15 protein-coding genes and 1 pseudogene are annotated in these 18,552 nt (G+C 60.2%); 6 read left to right on the forward strand and 10 right to left on the reverse strand.

Annotation, left to right across the window (positions count from 1 at the left end):
* Positions 1-15: 15 nt before the first annotated feature.
* From AC1DVS_RS11920 to AC1DVS_RS11940, 5 genes and pseudogenes are all read right to left on the reverse strand, one after another.
* Entirely contained in the window at positions 16-1,260 is a 1,245-nt protein-coding gene (locus tag AC1DVS_RS11920) for a glycosyltransferase family 4 protein (RefSeq protein ID WP_478023234.1), read from the reverse strand.
* Positions 1,261-1,269: 9 nt separating this feature from the next.
* A complete protein-coding gene (gene asnB, locus AC1DVS_RS11925) occupies positions 1,270-3,066 on the reverse strand; it encodes an asparagine synthase (glutamine-hydrolyzing) (RefSeq protein ID WP_478023236.1) in 1,797 nt (598 codons plus the stop codon).
* A gap of 48 nt (positions 3,067-3,114) precedes the next feature.
* Positions 3,115-4,530, reverse strand: a complete 1,416-nt coding sequence (locus AC1DVS_RS11930; RefSeq protein WP_478023238.1) for a hypothetical protein — start codon at positions 4,528-4,530, stop codon at positions 3,115-3,117.
* 247 nt (positions 4,531-4,777) lie between these two features.
* Positions 4,778-5,944, reverse strand: a pseudogene (locus AC1DVS_RS11935) (IS3 family transposase).
* A gap of 120 nt (positions 5,945-6,064) precedes the next feature.
* A complete protein-coding gene (locus AC1DVS_RS11940) occupies positions 6,065-7,276 on the reverse strand; it encodes an acyltransferase family protein (protein WP_478023240.1) in 1,212 nt (403 codons plus the stop codon).
* A gap of 371 nt (positions 7,277-7,647) precedes the next feature.
* Between AC1DVS_RS11940 and AC1DVS_RS11945 the strand changes: the two genes are divergently transcribed.
* The gene (locus AC1DVS_RS11945; RefSeq protein ID WP_478023242.1) at positions 7,648-8,400 is read left to right on the forward strand and encodes a class I SAM-dependent methyltransferase; all 753 of its coding nucleotides are present in this window, start codon (positions 7,648-7,650) and stop codon (positions 8,398-8,400) included.
* Positions 8,401-8,526: 126 nt separating this feature from the next.
* On the opposite strand, the gene AC1DVS_RS11950 is transcribed toward AC1DVS_RS11945, so the two are convergent.
* The 4 genes from AC1DVS_RS11950 to AC1DVS_RS11965 form a co-directional block, all read right to left on the reverse strand.
* Positions 8,527-9,042: a DUF5681 domain-containing protein gene (locus AC1DVS_RS11950; protein WP_478023244.1), complete on the reverse strand. Its 516-nt coding sequence runs from the start codon at positions 9,040-9,042 to the stop codon at positions 8,527-8,529.
* Positions 9,043-9,375: 333 nt separating this feature from the next.
* Positions 9,376-10,125, reverse strand: a complete 750-nt coding sequence (locus tag AC1DVS_RS11955; protein WP_478023246.1) for a metallophosphoesterase family protein — start codon at positions 10,123-10,125, stop codon at positions 9,376-9,378.
* 158 nt (positions 10,126-10,283) lie between these two features.
* Positions 10,284-11,279 (reverse strand): GDP-mannose 4,6-dehydratase, encoded by a 996-nt coding sequence (locus AC1DVS_RS11960; RefSeq protein WP_478023247.1) that lies wholly within the window; start codon positions 11,277-11,279, stop codon positions 10,284-10,286.
* A gap of 20 nt (positions 11,280-11,299) precedes the next feature.
* Entirely contained in the window at positions 11,300-12,571 is a 1,272-nt protein-coding gene (locus AC1DVS_RS11965; protein ID WP_478023249.1) for a nucleotide sugar dehydrogenase, read from the reverse strand.
* Here AC1DVS_RS11965 and AC1DVS_RS11970 point away from each other — a divergent pair.
* Positions 12,543-12,884 carry a hypothetical protein gene (locus AC1DVS_RS11970; protein ID WP_478023251.1) on the forward strand — a complete coding sequence of 114 codons (342 nt, stop codon included), beginning with the start codon at positions 12,543-12,545 and terminating at the stop codon, positions 12,882-12,884. The two genes, AC1DVS_RS11965 and AC1DVS_RS11970, sit on opposite strands and share 29 nt — an antisense overlap.
* Positions 12,881-13,924: a dTDP-glucose 4,6-dehydratase gene (gene rfbB, locus AC1DVS_RS11975; protein ID WP_478023253.1), complete on the forward strand. Its 1,044-nt coding sequence runs from the start codon at positions 12,881-12,883 to the stop codon at positions 13,922-13,924. The genes AC1DVS_RS11970 and rfbB overlap by 4 nt, the downstream gene beginning before the upstream one ends.
* 146 nt (positions 13,925-14,070) lie before the next feature.
* Here rfbB and AC1DVS_RS11980 read toward each other — a convergent pair whose 3' ends face one another.
* A complete protein-coding gene (locus AC1DVS_RS11980) occupies positions 14,071-14,514 on the reverse strand; it encodes a FecR family protein (RefSeq protein ID WP_478023255.1) in 444 nt (147 codons plus the stop codon).
* A gap of 603 nt (positions 14,515-15,117) precedes the next feature.
* On the opposite strand from AC1DVS_RS11980, the gene AC1DVS_RS11985 reads away from it, so the two are divergent.
* From AC1DVS_RS11985 to AC1DVS_RS11995, 3 genes are read left to right on the forward strand one after another with little or no spacing between them, the layout of a single operon-like run.
* Positions 15,118-16,401, forward strand: coding sequence for a sugar transferase (locus tag AC1DVS_RS11985; RefSeq protein WP_478023257.1), 1,284 nt, complete (start codon positions 15,118-15,120; stop codon positions 16,399-16,401).
* Positions 16,402-16,407: 6 nt separating this feature from the next.
* Positions 16,408-17,676, forward strand: coding sequence for a glycosyltransferase family 4 protein (locus AC1DVS_RS11990; protein ID WP_478023259.1), 1,269 nt, complete (start codon positions 16,408-16,410; stop codon positions 17,674-17,676).
* A 31-nt stretch (positions 17,677-17,707) separates the two neighbouring features.
* Positions 17,708-18,484 carry a metallophosphoesterase family protein gene (locus tag AC1DVS_RS11995; RefSeq protein ID WP_478023261.1) on the forward strand — a complete coding sequence of 259 codons (777 nt, stop codon included), beginning with the start codon at positions 17,708-17,710 and terminating at the stop codon, positions 18,482-18,484.
* The last annotated feature ends 68 nt before the right edge of the window (positions 18,485-18,552 follow it).

Genomic DNA, 18,552 nt, shown 5'->3' on the forward strand with positions numbered 1-18,552 from the left:
TTCAACGACATGCGTCTAGTGCGGCTCGCCTTCGCGGCGTTTCGCGAGGACGAGATCGAACTGCTCGATATAGGTTTTGGCAAGGGCGACGCGATCGAAATGGCGACGCACGAACAGAGCGCCGTTCGCCCCCATCCGCGCGGAGGCAGCGCGATCCCGAGCCAGCACGCGAACCGCCTCGGCCAGGGCAGGCGCATCTTCCGGCGTGATCGCGATGCCCGCTTCGGCTTCCGCCATCAGGACGCTGGCCTCGCCCTCCACGCCCATGACGATGGGGCGCTGCAGGGCCATGGCCTCGAACATCTTGGAGGGCAGAACGGATTTGAACGTGTCGAGCCGCTTGAGCAGGATGAGTGCCGCATCGATCGCAGACCAGATCACCGGCATCGCTGATTTCGGTTGCTGGTCGAGCATGATCACATTGGTCAATCCGCGTTGGTCGCGCAGATCGCGGATCCGCTCGCGGTCGGCGCCCGTCCCGACCATCAGAAGGGCGACATCCGGAGTGTCGCGCAATGCCTCGGCGGCTTCGAGCATCGTGTCGAGGCCGTGCGCCATGCCGTGCGTGCCGACATAGCCCGCGATGAATTTGCCTTCGAGGCCGTGGGCGGCGCGGAAGTCGGCAATCTCCTGTTCGTCGGCGAGTATGAACTGGCTGAGATCGACGCCATTCTTGATCACGGCGATCGGCTTGCCCGGCCGCGAAGGCGCGATATGGCCGACGAAACTGTCAGTGACCGAAACCACCAGGTCGGCGCGCCGATAGGCGAAGCGCTCCATGCTCTCCAGCAACCGTGTCAGCAAGCTGCGCCGCATCGCACCGACCGCGATGATGCTCTCGGGCCAGAGATCGCGAATTTCGAGGACCCAGGGGCGGTTGCGGCGCTGGAGCAGCGCGCCCGCCAGTCCGCAGAAAAACTGCGGAGAAGACGACAGCACGATGTCCGCCTTGGGCAGCCGCCACGCCTGCAGCGCCACCGACACGAGATAGGAAATGTAGCTGAGCGTCCTGAACGTAAAGCCCTGGTTCGCCGCCAGCCAGGTCCATATCCGGATGATCTCGACACCATCGATCATCTGGCGGTCGAACAGCCGGTTTCTGAAGCCGGGGTAAAGCTTTCCGTCGGGATGGTTCGGCGCGCAGGTGACGATGGTCACCTTGTGCCCGAGTGCGACCCATGCCCGGGCATGCTCGGACATGCGCGAGGCAGGGGCGTTTACCTCGGGCGGGTAATAATGGCTGAGGACAAGGATGTGCATCGACCTCGCCTAGTTCGGCTCGAACGATGCGACGAGCTGTCGCGCCCAGCGCCGCGCCTGCAGGCGATCCTCGACATGTTTGCCGCGCTCCAGCAGCCAGTCGCCAACGGGTACCGTAAAACCGGTGCGGGGGTGCTCGGTGATCGCAGCGGACACAGGCACACTCGGGGCGTTGGCAATCAGCCGCTTGCCGTCCTTGTTGCGCAAGCTTGGGAGCAGGGGGCTGATGCGCCGTAAGAGCTCGATATCGACAAAGGGAACGCGGATTTCGATCGAATGTGCCATCCCCGCCCAATCGGCATCTCGCAGGAGCTGATTGCGCATGTACAAACTCGATTCCAGGGCTGCCACACGTCCGACATCGGAGCCGGGATCTGGCGTGATTTCACGTTCCACCATCGCGGTCAGCTGCAGATCCGCCAAGCCCTTTTCCGCCGTCTCGGGGTCAAGAACGTCATCGAGTTCGCCCGGTAACAGCACTGATCGCCGCAACAGATAGCTTCCCGCCCAGCTATCGGGCAGGGTGAAGAGGCCCCGTATCTTCGGGTTTCGCCGCGTAAGCCCGGGCGAGGCCCTTTCGATCATGCGCGTCAGCATGCGGCCGATGGCAGGATTTCGCGCGAAGGGCCCGGCCCAGTGATAGGCCTGCGGCACGGTCTCGAAAGTCGAGTAGCCGGCGAACAGCTCGTCCCCGCCCATGCCTGAAAGTGCGACCTTCAGCCCAAGTTCGCGCATGGCCTTGCTGACGAACCAGGAATTGATTCCGTCGATGCTCGGCTGATCCATCGCATCGAGAATCGCCGGCAATTCCTCCTGGAATTCCGATCGCGTCACGCGGCGGATATGGTGATGGACGCCATATTGGTCCGCCGTTTTGCTGGCGCGGGGCACCTCGTTCTGGGGGGAGCCCTCCAGCTCCGGGTAGGCGAGGGTGCAGGCCGTTATGCTCTGCTGCCCGCAATCGCGCATCAAGCCGACGATCGCCGCTGAATCGGTGCCGCCGGAGAGGAACACGCCGACCGGCACATCGGCGACCAGATGGTGCCGGACGCTGTCGCGAAGCGCCTCGCGGACATCGACATCGGCGCCTGACAGGTGCCGGCCGGCCGCGATGACCGCGGCCAGGTTTTCATAGCGGCGCGGCGGATGGGCGCCGCCCGCGTCGACGATCATCGTGCTGCCCGCGGGTATCGATCGTATCGCCTCATAGAGCGTGAACGGCTCGGGCACCGATCCCATGATGTGGAAGCCGACCAGGCCGGCCGCGGAGCGCGTGTTCGGGATTGCCGGGTCGCATCGTAGCGCCTTGACCTGCGACGCGAACCGCAGGCAGCCATCGACCTCGGCATAATATAGCGGCTTTATGCCATAGGGGTCCCGGGCGAGGATCAGGCGCTTCTGCGCCCCGTCCCAGATTGCCAGCGCGAACATCCCCCGAATCCGGGCGAACATGTCGAGGCCGCAGGTCGCATAGAGCTGCAACAGGACTTCGGTGTCGCTGTCGCTCCGGAATGTGCAGCCGCGCTTTTCCAGGTTTTCCCGCAACGCGCGGAAATTATAGATCTCGCCATTATAGGTGATGATCGTCTGCCCATCGGCGCTCGCCATCGGCTGCGATCCGCGATCGGAGAGGTCGATGATCGAGAGCCTTCGATGCGCCATGCCGACCCGGTCGCCTTCGGAAAACCAGAGGCCGGCCCCGTCGGGGCCACGGCGTGTCATATGGTCTCGCATCGCCACGAGCGTGTCCCGCGGAAGGGGCAACGCGCCGGAGGCGAAAGCGAAATAACCGGCGATGCCGCACATTGTTGTTGCCTTGTGACAGAGCCGGTCGAGTCCGCAAGCGTTGGACGGCTACTTTTTTAAAGAAAGATTGTTCAGCACGGTTAGGATGACATGGCCAATGACCATGACTGCTGCCGGTCCAAGAATGTCGGGAACTAAAAAGCCATCCATCCGGATTCCCATTCTGATACCAAGTAAAACTACAAATAGCAAATGAAACGCGTCGTTATTCAAAACGGCAGTCGAGTATCCTGATATAATTGCTAATAGAAACCCTACAAACGTGGCCCCGATAACTACCGCTATCCAGCCGCCATTCCAATAAAGCTCGGGAGCTAGGCCAGGCGACGATGCTGAGGCGTCATTGTTATTAATGGAAGCATTAAAGTCTCTGGCTGAGTCTGTTATGATTGGCTTGTCGGGATAAAGAATCCTTGGTATAAATACAATTATCGCATATTTTAGAGAGTTTCCTGGCCGGCCAGCGTCGTATTGATTGATGGCAAAGGTGCCGGAATTGATGTAGCTTAGGCGCGCCCAGCCGCCTTGAATATCAGACTTGTTTTGTTCTTCCGCCCGTTCGGCGGTGTAGCTCGACAAAATACCGATGCGTTCGCTAAAAGAGGCAGGTGCGTCCGCGCCGTACGTGCCATAGAGAACGTTTCGGGCGTAAGTTACCACGGGCGCGACGGCAAAGAAGAACAGTGTAATTGCTAGGAAGCTGCCTATTAGTACAGTTATCCTAGGCTTCGCATAGATTGCGCCCATTGCAAGCATAATGAGAGGAAATATGGCAGTTGATTTGGCAAACTGAACTACCCCTACGGCGGAACTCAAAATACCCGCGGCAATAGCCAAGTATAATAATGGAGAGCTGTCGCGAATAGACGTATAAGTAAGAAGAAAGCAGCCAAGCCATGATGCCATTGCAACAAGAGCAATGGCCTGTGGGGTTGCTGTATTTATCAAGCCAAGCGCATGGGGTAACATAAGTCCATAGTCGACGATCGATCCAACTATAAGAAACAGCAATGCCATTGTTGTTGAGCCAGGTCCTGACGCTCGCGGCTGCCAGCCCAAAAAAGAATTTGCATCCTCTCGATGGCGCGAGTCAAGAATGTGTGAAAAAATTAATGTCCCAATTAAAAAGAACAAGGCAAACAGGCTTCCGACTAAGTTGAATTTAGCGACATCTTTTGGGTACGAAAAGTAGAAAGCTTCCATCATGGCTCGCGTATCTTCATTAACAAAATATGGTACGAGCGAGCCCGCTCCATAATAAGCTGCAAGAGATATGCGGGCCCAAAAAAGAGGGGTCCAAATAGAAACGACACCGCGCCTTACCATTGATACTGCGCATAACACCATATCAGCCATCAATATGGTTGGGCCTATCAAATTCATCGCGTTCATGAAGGCTCCGCCTTCGACAAGCCCAATCATATACAACAGGCTGATAAGCGCGAGGACGAATATCTCGGACATTGATGGCCGGATGATATCGCTTGCGCGGGCGGAGACCTTTACTCCCGTCCCGAACAATCTTGATACGTCATTGTGAAAGGCAACCAATCGAGCAACTCCAGATAAGCTTCGATTCTGCTAACCTACAATCGCAACTGAAACCAGTGTTGCCAGATCCCGGAGGCGAGGTGCACGCGCAGCGCGCGCGGTCCGCTTTATAAAGGTACCGTTACCAAATCTGAGACGAATTTGACGTGACCCCCAACGTTCATCCAGCCAAAACTAGAGTCCGATCATGGTTGTCGCGCGTGAGCGCAGGTGAAGCAATGGCCTGCGCGCGTGCAGGCCATTGCTTTTCGAGTTCGGCGGCGAATGCCGCCGCGGTGGCGTAGCCGAGCGACGAGTGCGGCCGCTCGACATTGTAGTAAGCGACCTAGGCGGCGATCTTCTCGCGGGCATGCGCGATGCTCGTGAACAGTGTCTCGTTGAGCAGCTCGTCGCGCATGCGACCATTGAAGCTCTCGAAATAGGCGTTCTGGGTCGGCTTTCTCGGCGCGGTGTAGTGCCATTCCACCTTGGCCTCGCCGCACCATTCGAGCACCGCGTTCGAGGTCAGTTCGGTCCCATTGTCGCTGACGATCATCCCCGGCTTGCCGCGCACCGCGATCAGACTGGTCAGTTCCCGCACGTCCCTTTTGCCCGAGATCGATGTGTCGGGGATCGCCGCCAGGCATTCGCGCGTCATATCATCGACGATGTTGAGCACCCGGAACCGCCGGCCCGTTGCCATCTGGTCGTGGATGAAGTCCAGGCTCCAGCGCTGGTTGGGCAGCGCGGGCACGGGCGCAGGTGCCCGCGCGCCAACCGCACGCTTGCGACCCCGGCGGCGCCGTACCGTCAACCCCTCCTCACGATAGAGCCGCTGCGTCTTCTTGCGGTTGATGGTGATCCCGTCACGCCGCAGCAGGACATGCAGCCGCCGATAGCCGAACCGGCGGCGCTGATGCGCAAGCTCGCGCAGCTTCTCCCGCACCGGGCCATCGTCATCGCGGCGCGACCGGTAGCGCATGCTCGTCCGATCCGCCCCGATCACCCGGCACGCCTGCCGCTCGCCCATCCCGAATACCGTCCGGAGATGCGCGACCGCTTCCCGCTTCGCGGCAGGCGTCACCATTTTTTTGTCAGCAGATCCTTCAGACCCGCATTATCCAGCATCGCATCCGCCAGCAGCCGTTTGAGCCGCGCGTTCTCGTCTTCCAGCGCGCGAAGCCGCTTCGCCTCCGATACTTCGAGGCCGCCATACTTGGCCTTCCAGTTATACTAGCGTCGCCTCGGATACACCGTGCTTGCGCGCCAGATCGGCCGTCTTCGCGCCCGCCTCCGCCTCCTTCAGCACGCCGATAATCTGCTCTTCCGTGAACCGTGATCGCTTCATCATCCGTCCCTTCTCAAGGCTCGGACTCTAATCGCTGCTGGTAGAAAATCAGGGGGTAACGTCAAATTCTCCACGCCAGAGGGGGGCAGGCTTCGGCCGTAACTCGCCGTGGCTTTTTCGTCAGGTTTTGCTTGGCGCGGGTCCGTATTTCGGGCTTTCTGCCTCATCCGTGACCGTCCTGCGGGAATGGCTGGGTGCTAGCCTGAGAAACTGCTTCTCGAACAAGTGCCAACTCAAAAAGGCTACCGCAAGACATGCGCACAACGCTGCGACATAGAAAATCAATTGGCCGCCAATAACACCTCCCGGCATATCGCGAAATCTCTCGGGTTTGATCAAAAGGTCGCGAATAGCCGCCCTTATCGGTAGGTTTGTGAGATAGAGACAATAGCTATATTTGCCGAACGTACGAAGTACCGGCAAAGACAGAAAGCGAGTCAGCCGGCTTGCGTCGTCCCGGGCGGCCCATGTGCATAGCAGCAGCCCAGCGAATGTCGCTGCCGTTGCGGGGTAGCCGAGCGTATTCATCAGTATGTTGTAAAAATAACTGGCGAAATGCTGTGGTGTGAGAAGCATACCTCCTAAGCAAAGAAAGACGGTCGCGATGAGCCCAAAGGTAAATAATCGCTTTCCGGCCCTCATTTGCCAGATTCTTTCAGGATCAGCTCTGATTAACAAAGCTATTAGAGAGCCCATTGCGAGGCCGTCTAGATGCGTTGGGGTTGAAACGTTTAAGCTGATTGGGTTGACTTGCTCGAGCGCGAGGCCAGTGCGAAGAGTAAATGTCGCTATCATCGTGCCGACGCACAGTTTTACGCGCTGATTCGGCTTCAACGCCGCCAGCAGGAACGGCCAGATAAGATAATAGTGCTCCTCAATCGCCACAGACCATGAGACGTCCATGATGCCATGCCTAAGTAGTCCCGCCTTTGCGATTGCAACGTTGGGTAGCATAAGCCAATACCAGATTTCATCTTGGCCGATCGTGCTAAATCGTGCTGATTTAGAGAATTGTATGTGGGGCAAAATGACAAAGCTAATAATCGTAACGGCAAAATATAATGGGAGAATACGGCTCGCTCGTCTCAAATAGAAATTAGAGAGCCAGCCAGGCGTTCCCTCTGAATCTACTAGAATTCCGGTAATCAAAAACCCAGACAGGACAAAAAACATTTCCACGCCAATCCATCCGACTTCCGATACCTCGACAAGTGGCGTAGCCTGATAGTAGTTAGCGACCGTGAGATGGGTGAAAAGCACGAGAAGAATTGCGATGCCACGAAACCCATCAAGAGCTGGAACACGTTCACGGGAGGGGGTAATTTCGGTCATACGGTTCGTCACTACATCCCGACGTGCTTGGTTGCTAGTCCGGCAACGGGCGGCTGAGCGTGTAGAGCCCCCCCCGTTTCAAAGTTCGTTCAGCTATGGAGTGCCAGCAAGGCGTGAATACTCCTCTCCTTGCTGAGGCGGGCGGTTGGACTCTCCGTCGGCATTGCCGATTAGGATGGTTGCGGCTGCGATAAGCCGAGGGCAATGCGGTCATCACCATTCGGGCGACTGAATCTTACGCGCGCAAATCGATCGAATAGCTGCCTTCAGGTTGAGATCGTATGTAGCCGCTGCTGGCGCTCTATCTGGCCGGTTGTGGTGGGGCAACGATGCGCTATGGGGAGGGCGCTGCAGTTTCGAGGGGCATTGTGATGCGAGATTTTGTCAGAGCACTCCATCCGGAATCGAACATAGACAATTTTTCGCGATTCGACGGAACCATTACCTTCTTCTCCTTTGTGAAAGCTGCCATGAAGCGCGTGCGGGCTCGCAAGGTGCTCGATTACGGAGCTGGCCGCGGCTCGTTCTTCTACATCAACACCGAAACCGAGGGCTCGCTCTTCAAGCGTGAATTGATGGATCTGCGGACCGAAGGCGCAGAGGTCTGGGCATGCGATATCGATGAGGTGGTCCTCACGCATCCAGCATCCGACCATCAAGTCCGCATCGAGCCTGGCAAGCCGCTCCCTTTCGAGGATGAAACATTCGATCTGATCGTCAGTGAGGTGACGTTCGAACATATCGCCGACCCGGAACCGGTGGCCGCGGAGCTTTTGCGGATATTGAAACCTGGCGGATATATCTGCGCGAGAACGCCTAACAAATATGGCTATGTGACCGTGGCTGCCCGGATTGTGCCCAATCGCAAACACAGTCAGGCCCTGCGATGGATTGCTCCCGCCAAGCATGAGATGGACATATTCCCCACCGTTTTCAAAATGAACACGGTCAGGACAATCAAGAAGCTTTTTAAGGGATGTGAAGTCTTCTGGTATCGGGAATCGGCCCAGCCATCATATTATTTCGGAAGCTCGATCATATACCGGCTGATGCTCGGCGTGCATGCGATGCTTCCCAATGTATTGGCTACATCGCTGTGCGTTTTTATCAGAAAGCCGAAATGATCCCGCAGGCTAGAAGTGTCTCAAGGTGCCTTCGTCTATTACGAGGAACGATTGCGCGAGGCGATGCGGCACAAGGTCAAGCTGCCAGATTCAGCGCATGGGGAGATCGTGGCGGAGGCCTGATCATCACCCCTCTCCCGTATCCCGGATCACCACCGATCCAGATCGCTGGTCGACGATAATATCCTCCGCATAGGGATCATGCCCGTCCTCAGTCCCAAGCCGCTCCCGCCGCTTCGCCGCCCGTTCCTGCTCATCGCGCTCGATCACGTTGAAGATCGCCAGCTGCGCCCGCTTCTGCTCATACTCAGCCGCCTGCACCATCGCCGCCCAGCGCTCCTGCGCACGCTGGTTGCCGCTCAGCGCAGCCATGCCGAGCGCGCGGAACACCGCCTGGTTCATGGAAAGACAGTGGACGGTGTCGCCCTCATGCACCTCGACCGGGCGGTAAGCTTCGTCGAGGATCATCTGCCGGGTCGGCTCGTCGGCGCCGCGCAACCGATCGCCCGGCCGGCCCGAGCGGCGTGGCCTGCCCGCCGGATTGCCTGACCGGCCTTTCTGGAACTGGTGTTTGACGGGCGGTCTGCCCGGCCCGGTGGCGAAGTCCGTGTCGTCGTTCGATTCAAACTTATACTCGGTCATGTCAGCACTCCGATGATGAAGAGCCGCATAAAAGCCGATTTCACGCTGCTGTTGAATCAAGCCACCCTGATCCGAGAAGGCCGCTCCCTGTTAATTCCAACACGCTTCCCTGTTACCTCCAACAACTCTCCCTGTTACCGAATAACAGGGAGAATTGCATTCAAGGTGCTGATCATAAAGGAGAATATCTCCAACAAATTGGCCAAAAACGGCCCGAAAAGTTTTTTCTTCCCTGTTCCTTCCCTGTTCCGGGCCGATAACAGGGAGAAACCGCCACTTTCCGGGCCTGGTTTCGCAGGGGCTCAATCGCGACCGATGCGCGAGGGCGATCCGTTATTTGCTGTCCGGCTCCGTCGACAGGTACCAGCGTTCCGAACCCTGCAAGCCCAGGGCAGTCAGCCGGCCGGTGCGGAAGGCGCCCGTATCGATCCCGATGCGGTTGTGCCGCTCGTCGACGGTTTGAGTCACGGTGTGGCCATGGACGATGATCTTGCCGAAACTGCCCTCGTAATTGAGAAAGCCGCCACGAATCCATCGCAAGTCCGAGACTTCCTGATCGTCCAGCGTGAAGCCTGGCCTCACGCCGGCATGGACAAAGGCATAGTCGCCGATTTCCACCACGTCGGAGAGCAGTTTCAGGAACTGTATATGGCTGTCGGGCGTGGCCTGCAGCGTGAGCGCACACAATTGCGCATAGTCGGCGCGCACGATGTCCGCCTCGGAAACGCCGTAGCTCAATATGGTTTCGCGCCCGCCGATGCGGACGAACATCCGCATCGCGTCGAGGTCGCCGTCGAGCGCGAGGAGGAATACCTCCTCATGATTTCCGGTCAGGACATCGACATTGCGGCTGGCCAGGCACAGCTGCCGCACGCGCTCGACCACCTTTGCCGAATCAGGGCCGCGATCGATCAGGTCGCCCAGGAACACCAGTCGGGTCGTGGCGGGACCGCGCGCGGTGCTGTCTTCGGAAATCTGGTCGAACAACTCTTCAAGCAAGTCCAACCGGCCATGAACGTCACCGATCGCGTAGACGCGCACGCCATCCGGCACTGATGCCCGAACCGGTTCTGAGGGAGACATGGAGCCTTTCCAGCGGCTCAGAAACTTCAACATCGTAAATTGCTTTGCTCAGATTGCCGGCCGGTCTGCCGCCGGATAGCTCCACGTCACCGCATTTTCGAAACGGCTTCGTTGCAGACGTGTGATACTATCACGCTCGGCGCGCAAGCAGGTTCCATCTAGCGCGCCGTATAGTCGCGATACCATTCGACGAAGCGTGGCACGCCGACATCGATGCTGGTGCGCGGCTGGAACCCAAGTGCCTGCTGGATCGCATCGATATCGGCATAGGTGGCGGGAACATCGCCCGGCTGGATCGGCTGCAGATCCCGGATGGCCGTCTTGCCGCACGCGGCCTCGATCAGGTCGATCATGTGCCCGAGCTGCTCGCTGCGATGGTTGCCGATATTGTACAGCGCATGCGGCGCCCGGCCGCCGCCCGCCTTGGCCTGTCCGTCATCAGCCGGCGGGGTGTCGAGGCAGGCGATAACGCCGGCGATGATGTCGTCGATATAGGTGAAGTCGCGCTGCATCTTCCCGTGATTGAACACCGGGATCGGCCGCCCCTCCAGGATCGCCTTGGTGAAGATCCACATCGCCATATCGGGGCGGCCCCACGGGCCATAGACGGTGAAGAAGCGCAGCCCGGTGAGCGGGATCCGGTAGAGATGAGCATAGGTCTCGCTCATCAGCTCATCGGACTTCTTGGTCGCGGCATAGAGCGAGACAGGGTGATCGACCCGGTCATCGACGCTGAAGGGCAGGTTGGTGTTGCTGCCATACACCGAGGAGGAGGAGGCATAGACCATATGCTCGACCTGCCGGTGCCGCGCGAGCTCGAGCAGGTTCAGATGACCGACGACGTTCGACTGGATATAGGCGCGGGGGTTCTCGATCGAATAGCGCACCCCGGCCTGGGCTCCGAGATGGACTATCCTGTCGAAACTCTCGCCCTCGAGCGCGGCCTCGAGCGCCTCATGGTCGGCAAAATCGACCTTCACGAATCTGAAGTCGCCGCCGGCCCGTTCGATCTCGGCGAGCCTGTCCTGCTTGAGCTGGACTGAATAATAATCGTTGAGATTGTCGATGCCGACGACACTGTCGCTGCGCGCGAGCAGCTGCCGCGCCAGGTTCATGCCGATGAAGCCGGCAACGCCGGTTACGAGAACGCGCATCAATCAGGCCTTTCGCACGGTCATAGCGACCAGCTTTTTACGGAGGTCAGGGACTCGCTGGGCACGATTCCCTTCAGATCGGCGAACAGCCCGCCTTCGGCAACCAGGCCGACCAGCCGATCGGCGCCGAGATCCTGATAGGCGCGGTGCGGCACCGCGAGCACCACCAGATCATAGCGTTTGCTCAGCGCATCGGGATCAAGCCCGACGCCATATTCATGCATCGCCTCGGCCGCGTCGGCATGCGGATCATGCACCGTGACCTGGTGGCCCAGGCTCGCAAGCCGGCCGATCAGGTCTGCGACCTTCGAGTTGCGCAGATCGGGCACATCTTCCTTGAAGGTGATGCCGAGCACGAGCGCGCTGCCTGCGCTGCCATCGACGCGGCGGTGGATCGCGTCAGCGACGAATGTTGCCATGCCGTCATTGATTCGGCGCCCGGACAGGATGACCTGCGGGTCATGGCCCAGCTGCTCGGCACGGTGGCTCAGATAATAGGGATCGACGCCGATACAGTGCCCGCCGACCAGCCCCGGCTGGAACGGCAGGAAATTCCACTTGGTGCGCGCCGCTTCGAGCACGTCCCAGACCGACAGATCCATGCCGTGGAAGATCTGGGCGATCTCGTTCATGAAGGCGATGTTGATGTCGCGCTGGGCGTTCTCGATCACCTTCGCCGCCTCGGCCGCCTTGATCGAGGCGGCGCGGAACACGCCGCCGCTGGTGATCGCGCCGTAGAGATCGGCGACAGCGTCGAGCACGTCCGGGGTCTGGCCGGACACGACCTTGGTGATCTTGTCGATCGTGTGCTCGCGGTCGCCCGGATTGATCCGCTCCGGCGAATAACCGAGGAAGAAATCGCGGCCGCAGACAAGGCCCGAGCCGCGCTCGAGCGCAGGCCCGCATATCTCCTCGGTCACGCCCGGATAGACGGTGCTTTCATACACCACGACGGGTTTGCGCGTAGCGTCGAGCAGCTTCGCCACGGTCGCCGTGGCCGACAGGACCGCGCGCAGATCGGGCTTGTTGTCGCTGTCGACCGGGGTAGGGACGGTCACGATATAGAAATCGGCTGGCGGGCATTGGCCCGCATCGTTCTGAAGCCGGAGCGTCGACGCAGCGAGCGCCTCGGGCGAGATTTCGCCGGTGCGGTCGCGGCCCCGCTCCAGTTCGGCAATCCTCCCAGGGTCGATGTCGAGGCCCCAGCAGTCGAACTGCTTTGCCAGCGCGACTGCGAGGGGAAGGCCGACATAGCCAAGGCCTATGACGACGACGGTCGGGCGGTTCGGCATCAAACCTCTCATTGCCGCCCGAAAGGGCCGATTGATCGAAGGCGAGCCTATCACCTGCAAAGTCTCAAAAGGCAACGCCGCAATGCTCTCGATGCTCGGCCTTACCCAACGAGCGGTGGCTCGACAGGGATACGAGCGACCGCCTAAACCAATCTGCCTCGTCCGTACGAACGATCAGCGGTGCGAGGCGATCAAGCGCGCCTGCGAGGAGACTATGTTGAACCTTGATCCCCTCGAAGCCGGCATGTCGATCGCGCGCGGGAGAGTGGAAGATGCCGTGCGGCACGGCATCCCGGGCATTCCCGCCGCATGAGCGCGACCCCTGATCGTACCATATTGGTGACGGGCGGGGCCGGCTTTATCGGCTCGGCGCTGTGCCGCCATCTGGTCCGCGGCGGGCGCACGCGAGTCATCAATCTCGACAAGCTCACTTATGCCGGATCGCTCGCCGCGCTCGCCGAGGTCGAGCAATCGCCACTTTACCGCTTCGTCCGCGGCGATATCGCCGACACTGTCCTGGTCGCGGCCCTGCTTGAGGACGAGGGCGTCGACGCGATCATGCACCTCGCCGCCGAAAGTCATGTCGATCGGTCGATCGCGGCGCCCGACATCTTCATTGACACCAACATCACGGGCACCTTTCGCCTGATCGAGACTGCCCTCGCATATTGGCGGTCGCTGGAGGGCGAGGCGCGGGCGCGTTTCCGCTTCCATCATGTCTCCACCGATGAGGTGTTCGGCGATCTCCCGTTCGACGACAGTCGTTTCAGCGAAGTGTCGCCCTACAAGCCGTCCTCGCCCTATGCTGCCTCCAAGGCAGCGGCTGATCATCTCGTGCGGGCATGGCATCATACCTATGGGCTGCCGGTCGTCATCTCGAACTGCAGCAACAATTACGGGCCGTACCAGAATCCGGAAAAGCTTATCCCGCTTACGATCTCGCGGGCTCTCGAGCTGCAGCCGCTCCCGGTCTATGGCACGGGGATCAATATACGCGACTGGCTGTACGTCGATGATCACGCCCGGGCGCTTGAAGCGGTGATGCGGGGCGGGGCGCCGGGTGAGAGCTACGTGATCGGCGCCCGCGCGGAACACCGCAACATCGCGGTGGTCACCGCCATCTGCGATCTGCTCGACGTTCGGCGGCCGACGGCGGACGGCTTTCCCCGCCGAAACCTGATTCGCTTCGTGGAAGACCGGCCGGGGCATGACCGCAGATACGCGATCGACCCCTCCCGAATCGAACGCGAGCTCGGCTGGCGCGCGGAAACAGGATTTGCCGAAGGGCTCGCGGCGACGATCGACTGGTATCTGGCGGGGTATGTCGCGTCGCCCGGTAGCGACTCAGCATGAGGCCGGCGGGCCGGCGCTCAATATGCCGCGCGCCCTAAGAATGAAGAGAGAGGCGCCGTAAGAAGAAGAGAGCGAACGAAAGGGCCCGGAACGAAAAAAGGGCCACGCTTTCGCGCAGCCCTTGTAACGTGCCGAAGCAGCAACCCTTACGGGCTGGCAGGCTTCGAATTGTTCTTGTCGACGGCCACATAGATGCCTGCGCCGATGGCGAGCAATGCGCCGACCAGCACGACCGTGCCAGTGCCGCCGCTGCCGCCGCCGGCACCGCCGCCGCCATTGCCGTCATCCTGAGCGAACGACTTGGGAGCCGATGCACAGGTCGAAGCAGTGACCGAGAGAACCGAGGTCGGCGCAATCGCGTAGTTGCAGCCCGGGAAGGCCACCTTCGCGTTTGCCTTGCCGCGCGTTACAATGCGGTCGCCTACGAAAAGGCTCTGACCGGCAGTTGCCGGCATCAGCTTGCCACTACGCGAAACAAAGGTGCCCTCAGTGGCAGCAGTCAGCTTACCAACAGACTGCTCAGCACCGGCAAATAGCGGTGAAGAAAGGCTCGCCATGACGATGGCGGCGGTTACCCGCGAAAATTTCATTATCAGTCTCCTCCTGAACCGCTTTGGAAGTAGGCTCACCACGGCCGATTAACCTGCAGCCCCGATTTTGTCCACCCTCAAAACGTTCGCTCCTGCACAAAGTCGCTAGAACTGATGCGGTAACACCACACCAGGCAAAAGGTTGCACGTGTCGAACACGAACATCTCATTGGCCGACTCGGTACGAAGAATAGGTTAAAGCGGAACCGAAAGATAAGGTCCGATGTATGATATTGGTACAGGCAGCGTCGGTCGCCGGAACATGCGGAACGCTGATTGGCGCGGAGCGGGCGCCGGTGCCTCGATGGGGTCTTCGACCAGCCAGGCAGACGAATCGGGCCGGATCGGTTACGATGTCCTTCACGCTTTGGCGCGAATGGTGGTGTGGCTTATGCAGGATGGCGTGACATCATGCCGTCATTGATTCGGCGCCCGCACGAGGATTATTCTCGCAGTTGCGGGAGGTGGCTGGATTTGGCCGAGCTTTTGGCACAAGGACGGGCCGGGGCAATATTGATGGGGTGGGTCGTCGGCCTTCCCGTCAGTGTGGGGTTGGCATGACAACAATATTGGGGCGATGCGTTAGAACGTAATCTCATGTTGATGCAGCGCAACCTTAACAGCCTTGTCGGCAATATGCGGTGGATATCCTCGCTGCGGGTGCAATTGCTCGTCGAGATTCTGCTCGGCGTGCTGGTTCCGCTTGCGCTTCGTTACGGCATCCACACCAGCTATGAGCACCATCATTCGGCGCCGGCCACCTTCATACTGACGATCTCCAGCGTGGTGAGCGCCATGCTGTTGTCGCGGCGGATCGGTGGTTTCCCCGGCGCCCGCACCTTCATCTACGTCCTGCCGACCTTCTCCATCGCCTTTGGTCTTGCGATCCTGACCGCGCTGGTGCTCCGCCTGGACTATAATCGCACGGTACTGATCGGCAGCTTCACTCTCAGCGTCACCGGAGCCTATGCGCTGGCTTATCTCAGTGCGCGGGGCGCGGTGCGGCGCTTTTATGTGGTCCCTGGCGGCAGGACGAGCTCGCTCTACGATGTGGATGGGGCTGAATGGCTTCCATTGATGGAGCCAGTGGTGCCCTCCGGCCGCGGCGTCATGATCGTCGCCGATCTGCACCATGATCTCGAATCGGAATGGGAACGCATGCTGGCCCGGGCCGCGATCGGCGGGATTCCGGTCTATCACGTGAAACAGATCCGCGAATTGCTGACCGGGCGCGTCCAGATCGAGCATTTGTCGGAAAACAGTTTCGGGTCGCTGTTGCCGAACCTCGCCTATCGCAAGGTCAAACGCCTGATAGACCTTGGCGGCTGCGTGCTGGTCATGCCGTTCCTGGCGGTCGCGATGGCGCTGATCGCCATCTGTATCCGCCTCGATTCTCCGGGGCCGGTGTTCTTTCGCCAGCAGCGTATGGGCTATCGCGGCCGGCCTTTCACGATGATCAAGTTCCGTTCGATGTCGGTGCGATCAGCGCCCGCGCAGGTCGATGCCCGCGTCGATGCGATCACCCAGTCGGACGACGACCGAATCACGCGCGTCGGACGCTTCATGCGCCGCACCCGGCTCGACGAACTGCCGCAGATCCTGAACATCATGGCCGGCGAGATGAGCTGGATCGGTCCCCGGCCCGAGGCGATGGACCTTTCGATCTGGTACGAAGCGGAAATACCTTTTTATTCTTATCGTCACATCGTGCGTCCGGGAATCACCGGCTGGGCTCAGGTAAACCAGGGCCATGTCGCCGACTTGGCTGAGATCAACATGAAGCTGCAATACGACTTTTTTTACGTAAAGAATTTTTCAGCGTGGCTCGATGTTCTCATCACGATGCGGACCGTAGTCGTGATGCTCAACGGATTCGGATCGAAATAATTTAACATGAGGTCACGTAATCCCGGTTCGACCGCCGCTGCACAAGGGGCTGAGCGGCGAGTCATCTTCGTCAATCGCTTCTATGCGCCGGATCAATCCGCGACGGCTCAGCTCCTGACAGATCTGGCGCAGCATCTTGCCGCCCAGGGATGGAGCGTCGAGATCATCACCAGCCGCCTGTTCTACGGCGTGGCCTCGTCGAGCATGATGGCCCGCGCGACCATCAACGGCGTGTCCGTTCGCCGCGTGTGGACGCTGAGCGGGGTCAGGCTTGGGCTGTTCGGACGCCTCCTGGCCTATCTAACCTTCTATATGAGCGCGAGTGTCGCTCTCGCGCGGCGCGCAAGGTCCGGGACGATCGTCGTCGCCAAGACCGATCCTCCCCTGATCGGGGTTCTCGCTCTGGCGATATGCCGTTTGCGGGGCGGGCGGCTCGTGAATTGGGTACAGGATCTCTATCCCGAGGTAGCCGTCCAGGCCGGTCTGCCCGTGCGCGGACCGATCAGCGCGGTCCTCAGCCATTTGCGGGATTTGTCGATGCGCCGTGCCGCGCTCAATGTGGCGATCGGACAACGGATGGCCGGAAGAATCGCGGACCGGGGCGTGGCCAGGGAGCGGATCGCGACGATCGCCAACTGGACTGATGACGAGGCGATTTTACCCTCCACGACCAACAGCCTCTCGTTACGCGAGGATTGGGGCTTGCCGCTCGACGCTTTCGTGCTCGAATATTCGGGCAATCTGGGCCGGGCGCATGAAGTCGAGACCCTGCTGGCGGCGTCTGCCTTGCTCGTCGACAGGCACGATATCTGGTTCCTGTTCGTCGGCGGCGGCCCTGCCCAGGTCGAGCTTCACCGGAGATCAATGGAAGACGGCCGGAAAAGATTCGTCTTCCAGCCCCACCAGCCTCGCACCAGACTGTCCGAAAGCCTTGCGGTCGGCGATGCCCATTGGCTTTCGCTTCGGCCCGAGTTCGAAGGCCTGATCGTGCCGAGCAAGGTCTTCGGCATCGCGGCTGCGGCGCGCCCGATCGTTGCGGTCTGTGATCTGGAAGGCGAGATTCCGTTGATGATCTCGGCAAGCGATGCAGGTATCGCAGTTGCGCCGGGCAACGCGTCCGGCCTCGCTGCCGCGATTGTCGCGCTCGCCGACGATCGGGCTGCGTGCCGGGCGATGGGCGATCGGGCGAGGATCATGCTGCAGCAGGGATTTCGGCGTTGCTCGGCGCTCGCGCAATGGGAAGAGCGGCTTGAGGAACTCGCCGCGGGCAGCTAGCGCCGCCGGACGATACAGAGGTTTCGACGTCATGTTTTCGCGTTTCACCAGACGATCACGCGCAGCGCGTACCGAGCCGCGGGTCTGGCGCGGGCCGCCCGGGGCACGCGCCTATGCCATAGGCGACGTCCATGGGCGGCTCGATCTCCTCACCCGGATGTTGGAAGAGATCGACCGCGACAAGGCGCAGAGCACGCCGGCGCGGACCTGGCTGATCCTGCTCGGTGATATCATCGACCGCGGCCCGGATTCGCGCGGCGTGATCGAATTGCTGATGAGCCTGCCGGACGATCAGCGGACGATTTTCCTGATGGGCAACCATGAGGAGATGATGCTGCGCGTGCTGGGCGGCGAGCCCGATGCGGTCCACCAATGGCTCACCTTTGGCGGCTATGAGTTTGCACAGAGCTACGGCGTTGAGGTTGGCAAACTCGCATCCCTCAGCGCGCCCGACGCGGCCGACCTGATCCGGGCGAAAATTCCGACATCGCATATCGCTTTTATAGAAGGTTTCGCGGACAGCTTCACCTTCGGAGACTATCTGTTCGTCCATGCCGGGTTGCGGCCTGGGCTCAAGCTTGCCCAGCAGGATACGCACGACCTCCGCTGGATCCGGGAGGATTTTATCGACGACGACAGCGACCATGGCTGCATGGTGGTCCATGGGCACACCATCTCGGCCGAACCGGAAGAGCTGGAGAACCGCATCGGGATCGACACCGGCGCCTATCAGAGCGGCGTGTTGACCGCAGTTCGGATCGAGGACGATCAGCGCAGGATGATCATGGTCGACGAGCGGGACCTCTGAGTCCCGGATGGACGAGTAGGGCGCAGCATTCCTGCCTGGATGCTCTGGTGTGAAGGGCTTTCTGCCTG

The organism is Sphingomonas sp. P3_C5 (assembly GCF_056402635.1).

Bases quoted from the DNA above. Each gene is read 5' to 3' on its own strand.
- AC1DVS_RS11920 (WP_478023234.1), bottom strand. From the start codon at position 1,260: ATGCACATCCTTGTCCTCAGCCATTATTACCCGCCCGAGGTAAACGCC.
- asnB (WP_478023236.1), bottom strand. From the start codon at position 3,066: ATGTGCGGCATCGCCGGTTATTTCGCTTTCGCCTCCGGCGCGTTGCCC.
- AC1DVS_RS11930 (WP_478023238.1), bottom strand. From the start codon at position 4,530: ATGTCCGAGATATTCGTCCTCGCGCTTATCAGCCTGTTGTATATGATT.
- AC1DVS_RS11940 (WP_478023240.1), bottom strand. From the start codon at position 7,276: ATGACCGAAATTACCCCCTCCCGTGAACGTGTTCCAGCTCTTGATGGG.
- AC1DVS_RS11945 (WP_478023242.1), top strand. From the start codon at position 7,648: ATGCGAGATTTTGTCAGAGCACTCCATCCGGAATCGAACATAGACAAT.
- AC1DVS_RS11950 (WP_478023244.1), bottom strand. From the start codon at position 9,042: ATGACCGAGTATAAGTTTGAATCGAACGACGACACGGACTTCGCCACC.
- AC1DVS_RS11955 (WP_478023246.1), bottom strand. From the start codon at position 10,125: ATGTCTCCCTCAGAACCGGTTCGGGCATCAGTGCCGGATGGCGTGCGC.
- AC1DVS_RS11960 (WP_478023247.1), bottom strand. From the start codon at position 11,279: ATGCGCGTTCTCGTAACCGGCGTTGCCGGCTTCATCGGCATGAACCTG.
- AC1DVS_RS11970 (WP_478023251.1), top strand. From the start codon at position 12,543: ATGACGACGACGGTCGGGCGGTTCGGCATCAAACCTCTCATTGCCGCC.
- AC1DVS_RS11965 (WP_478023249.1), bottom strand. From the start codon at position 12,571: ATGCCGAACCGCCCGACCGTCGTCGTCATAGGCCTTGGCTATGTCGGC.
- rfbB (WP_478023253.1), top strand. From the start codon at position 12,881: ATGAGCGCGACCCCTGATCGTACCATATTGGTGACGGGCGGGGCCGGC.
- AC1DVS_RS11980 (WP_478023255.1), bottom strand. From the start codon at position 14,514: ATGAAATTTTCGCGGGTAACCGCCGCCATCGTCATGGCGAGCCTTTCT.
- AC1DVS_RS11985 (WP_478023257.1), top strand. From the start codon at position 15,118: ATGCAGCGCAACCTTAACAGCCTTGTCGGCAATATGCGGTGGATATCC.
- AC1DVS_RS11990 (WP_478023259.1), top strand. From the start codon at position 16,408: ATGAGGTCACGTAATCCCGGTTCGACCGCCGCTGCACAAGGGGCTGAG.
- AC1DVS_RS11995 (WP_478023261.1), top strand. From the start codon at position 17,708: ATGTTTTCGCGTTTCACCAGACGATCACGCGCAGCGCGTACCGAGCCG.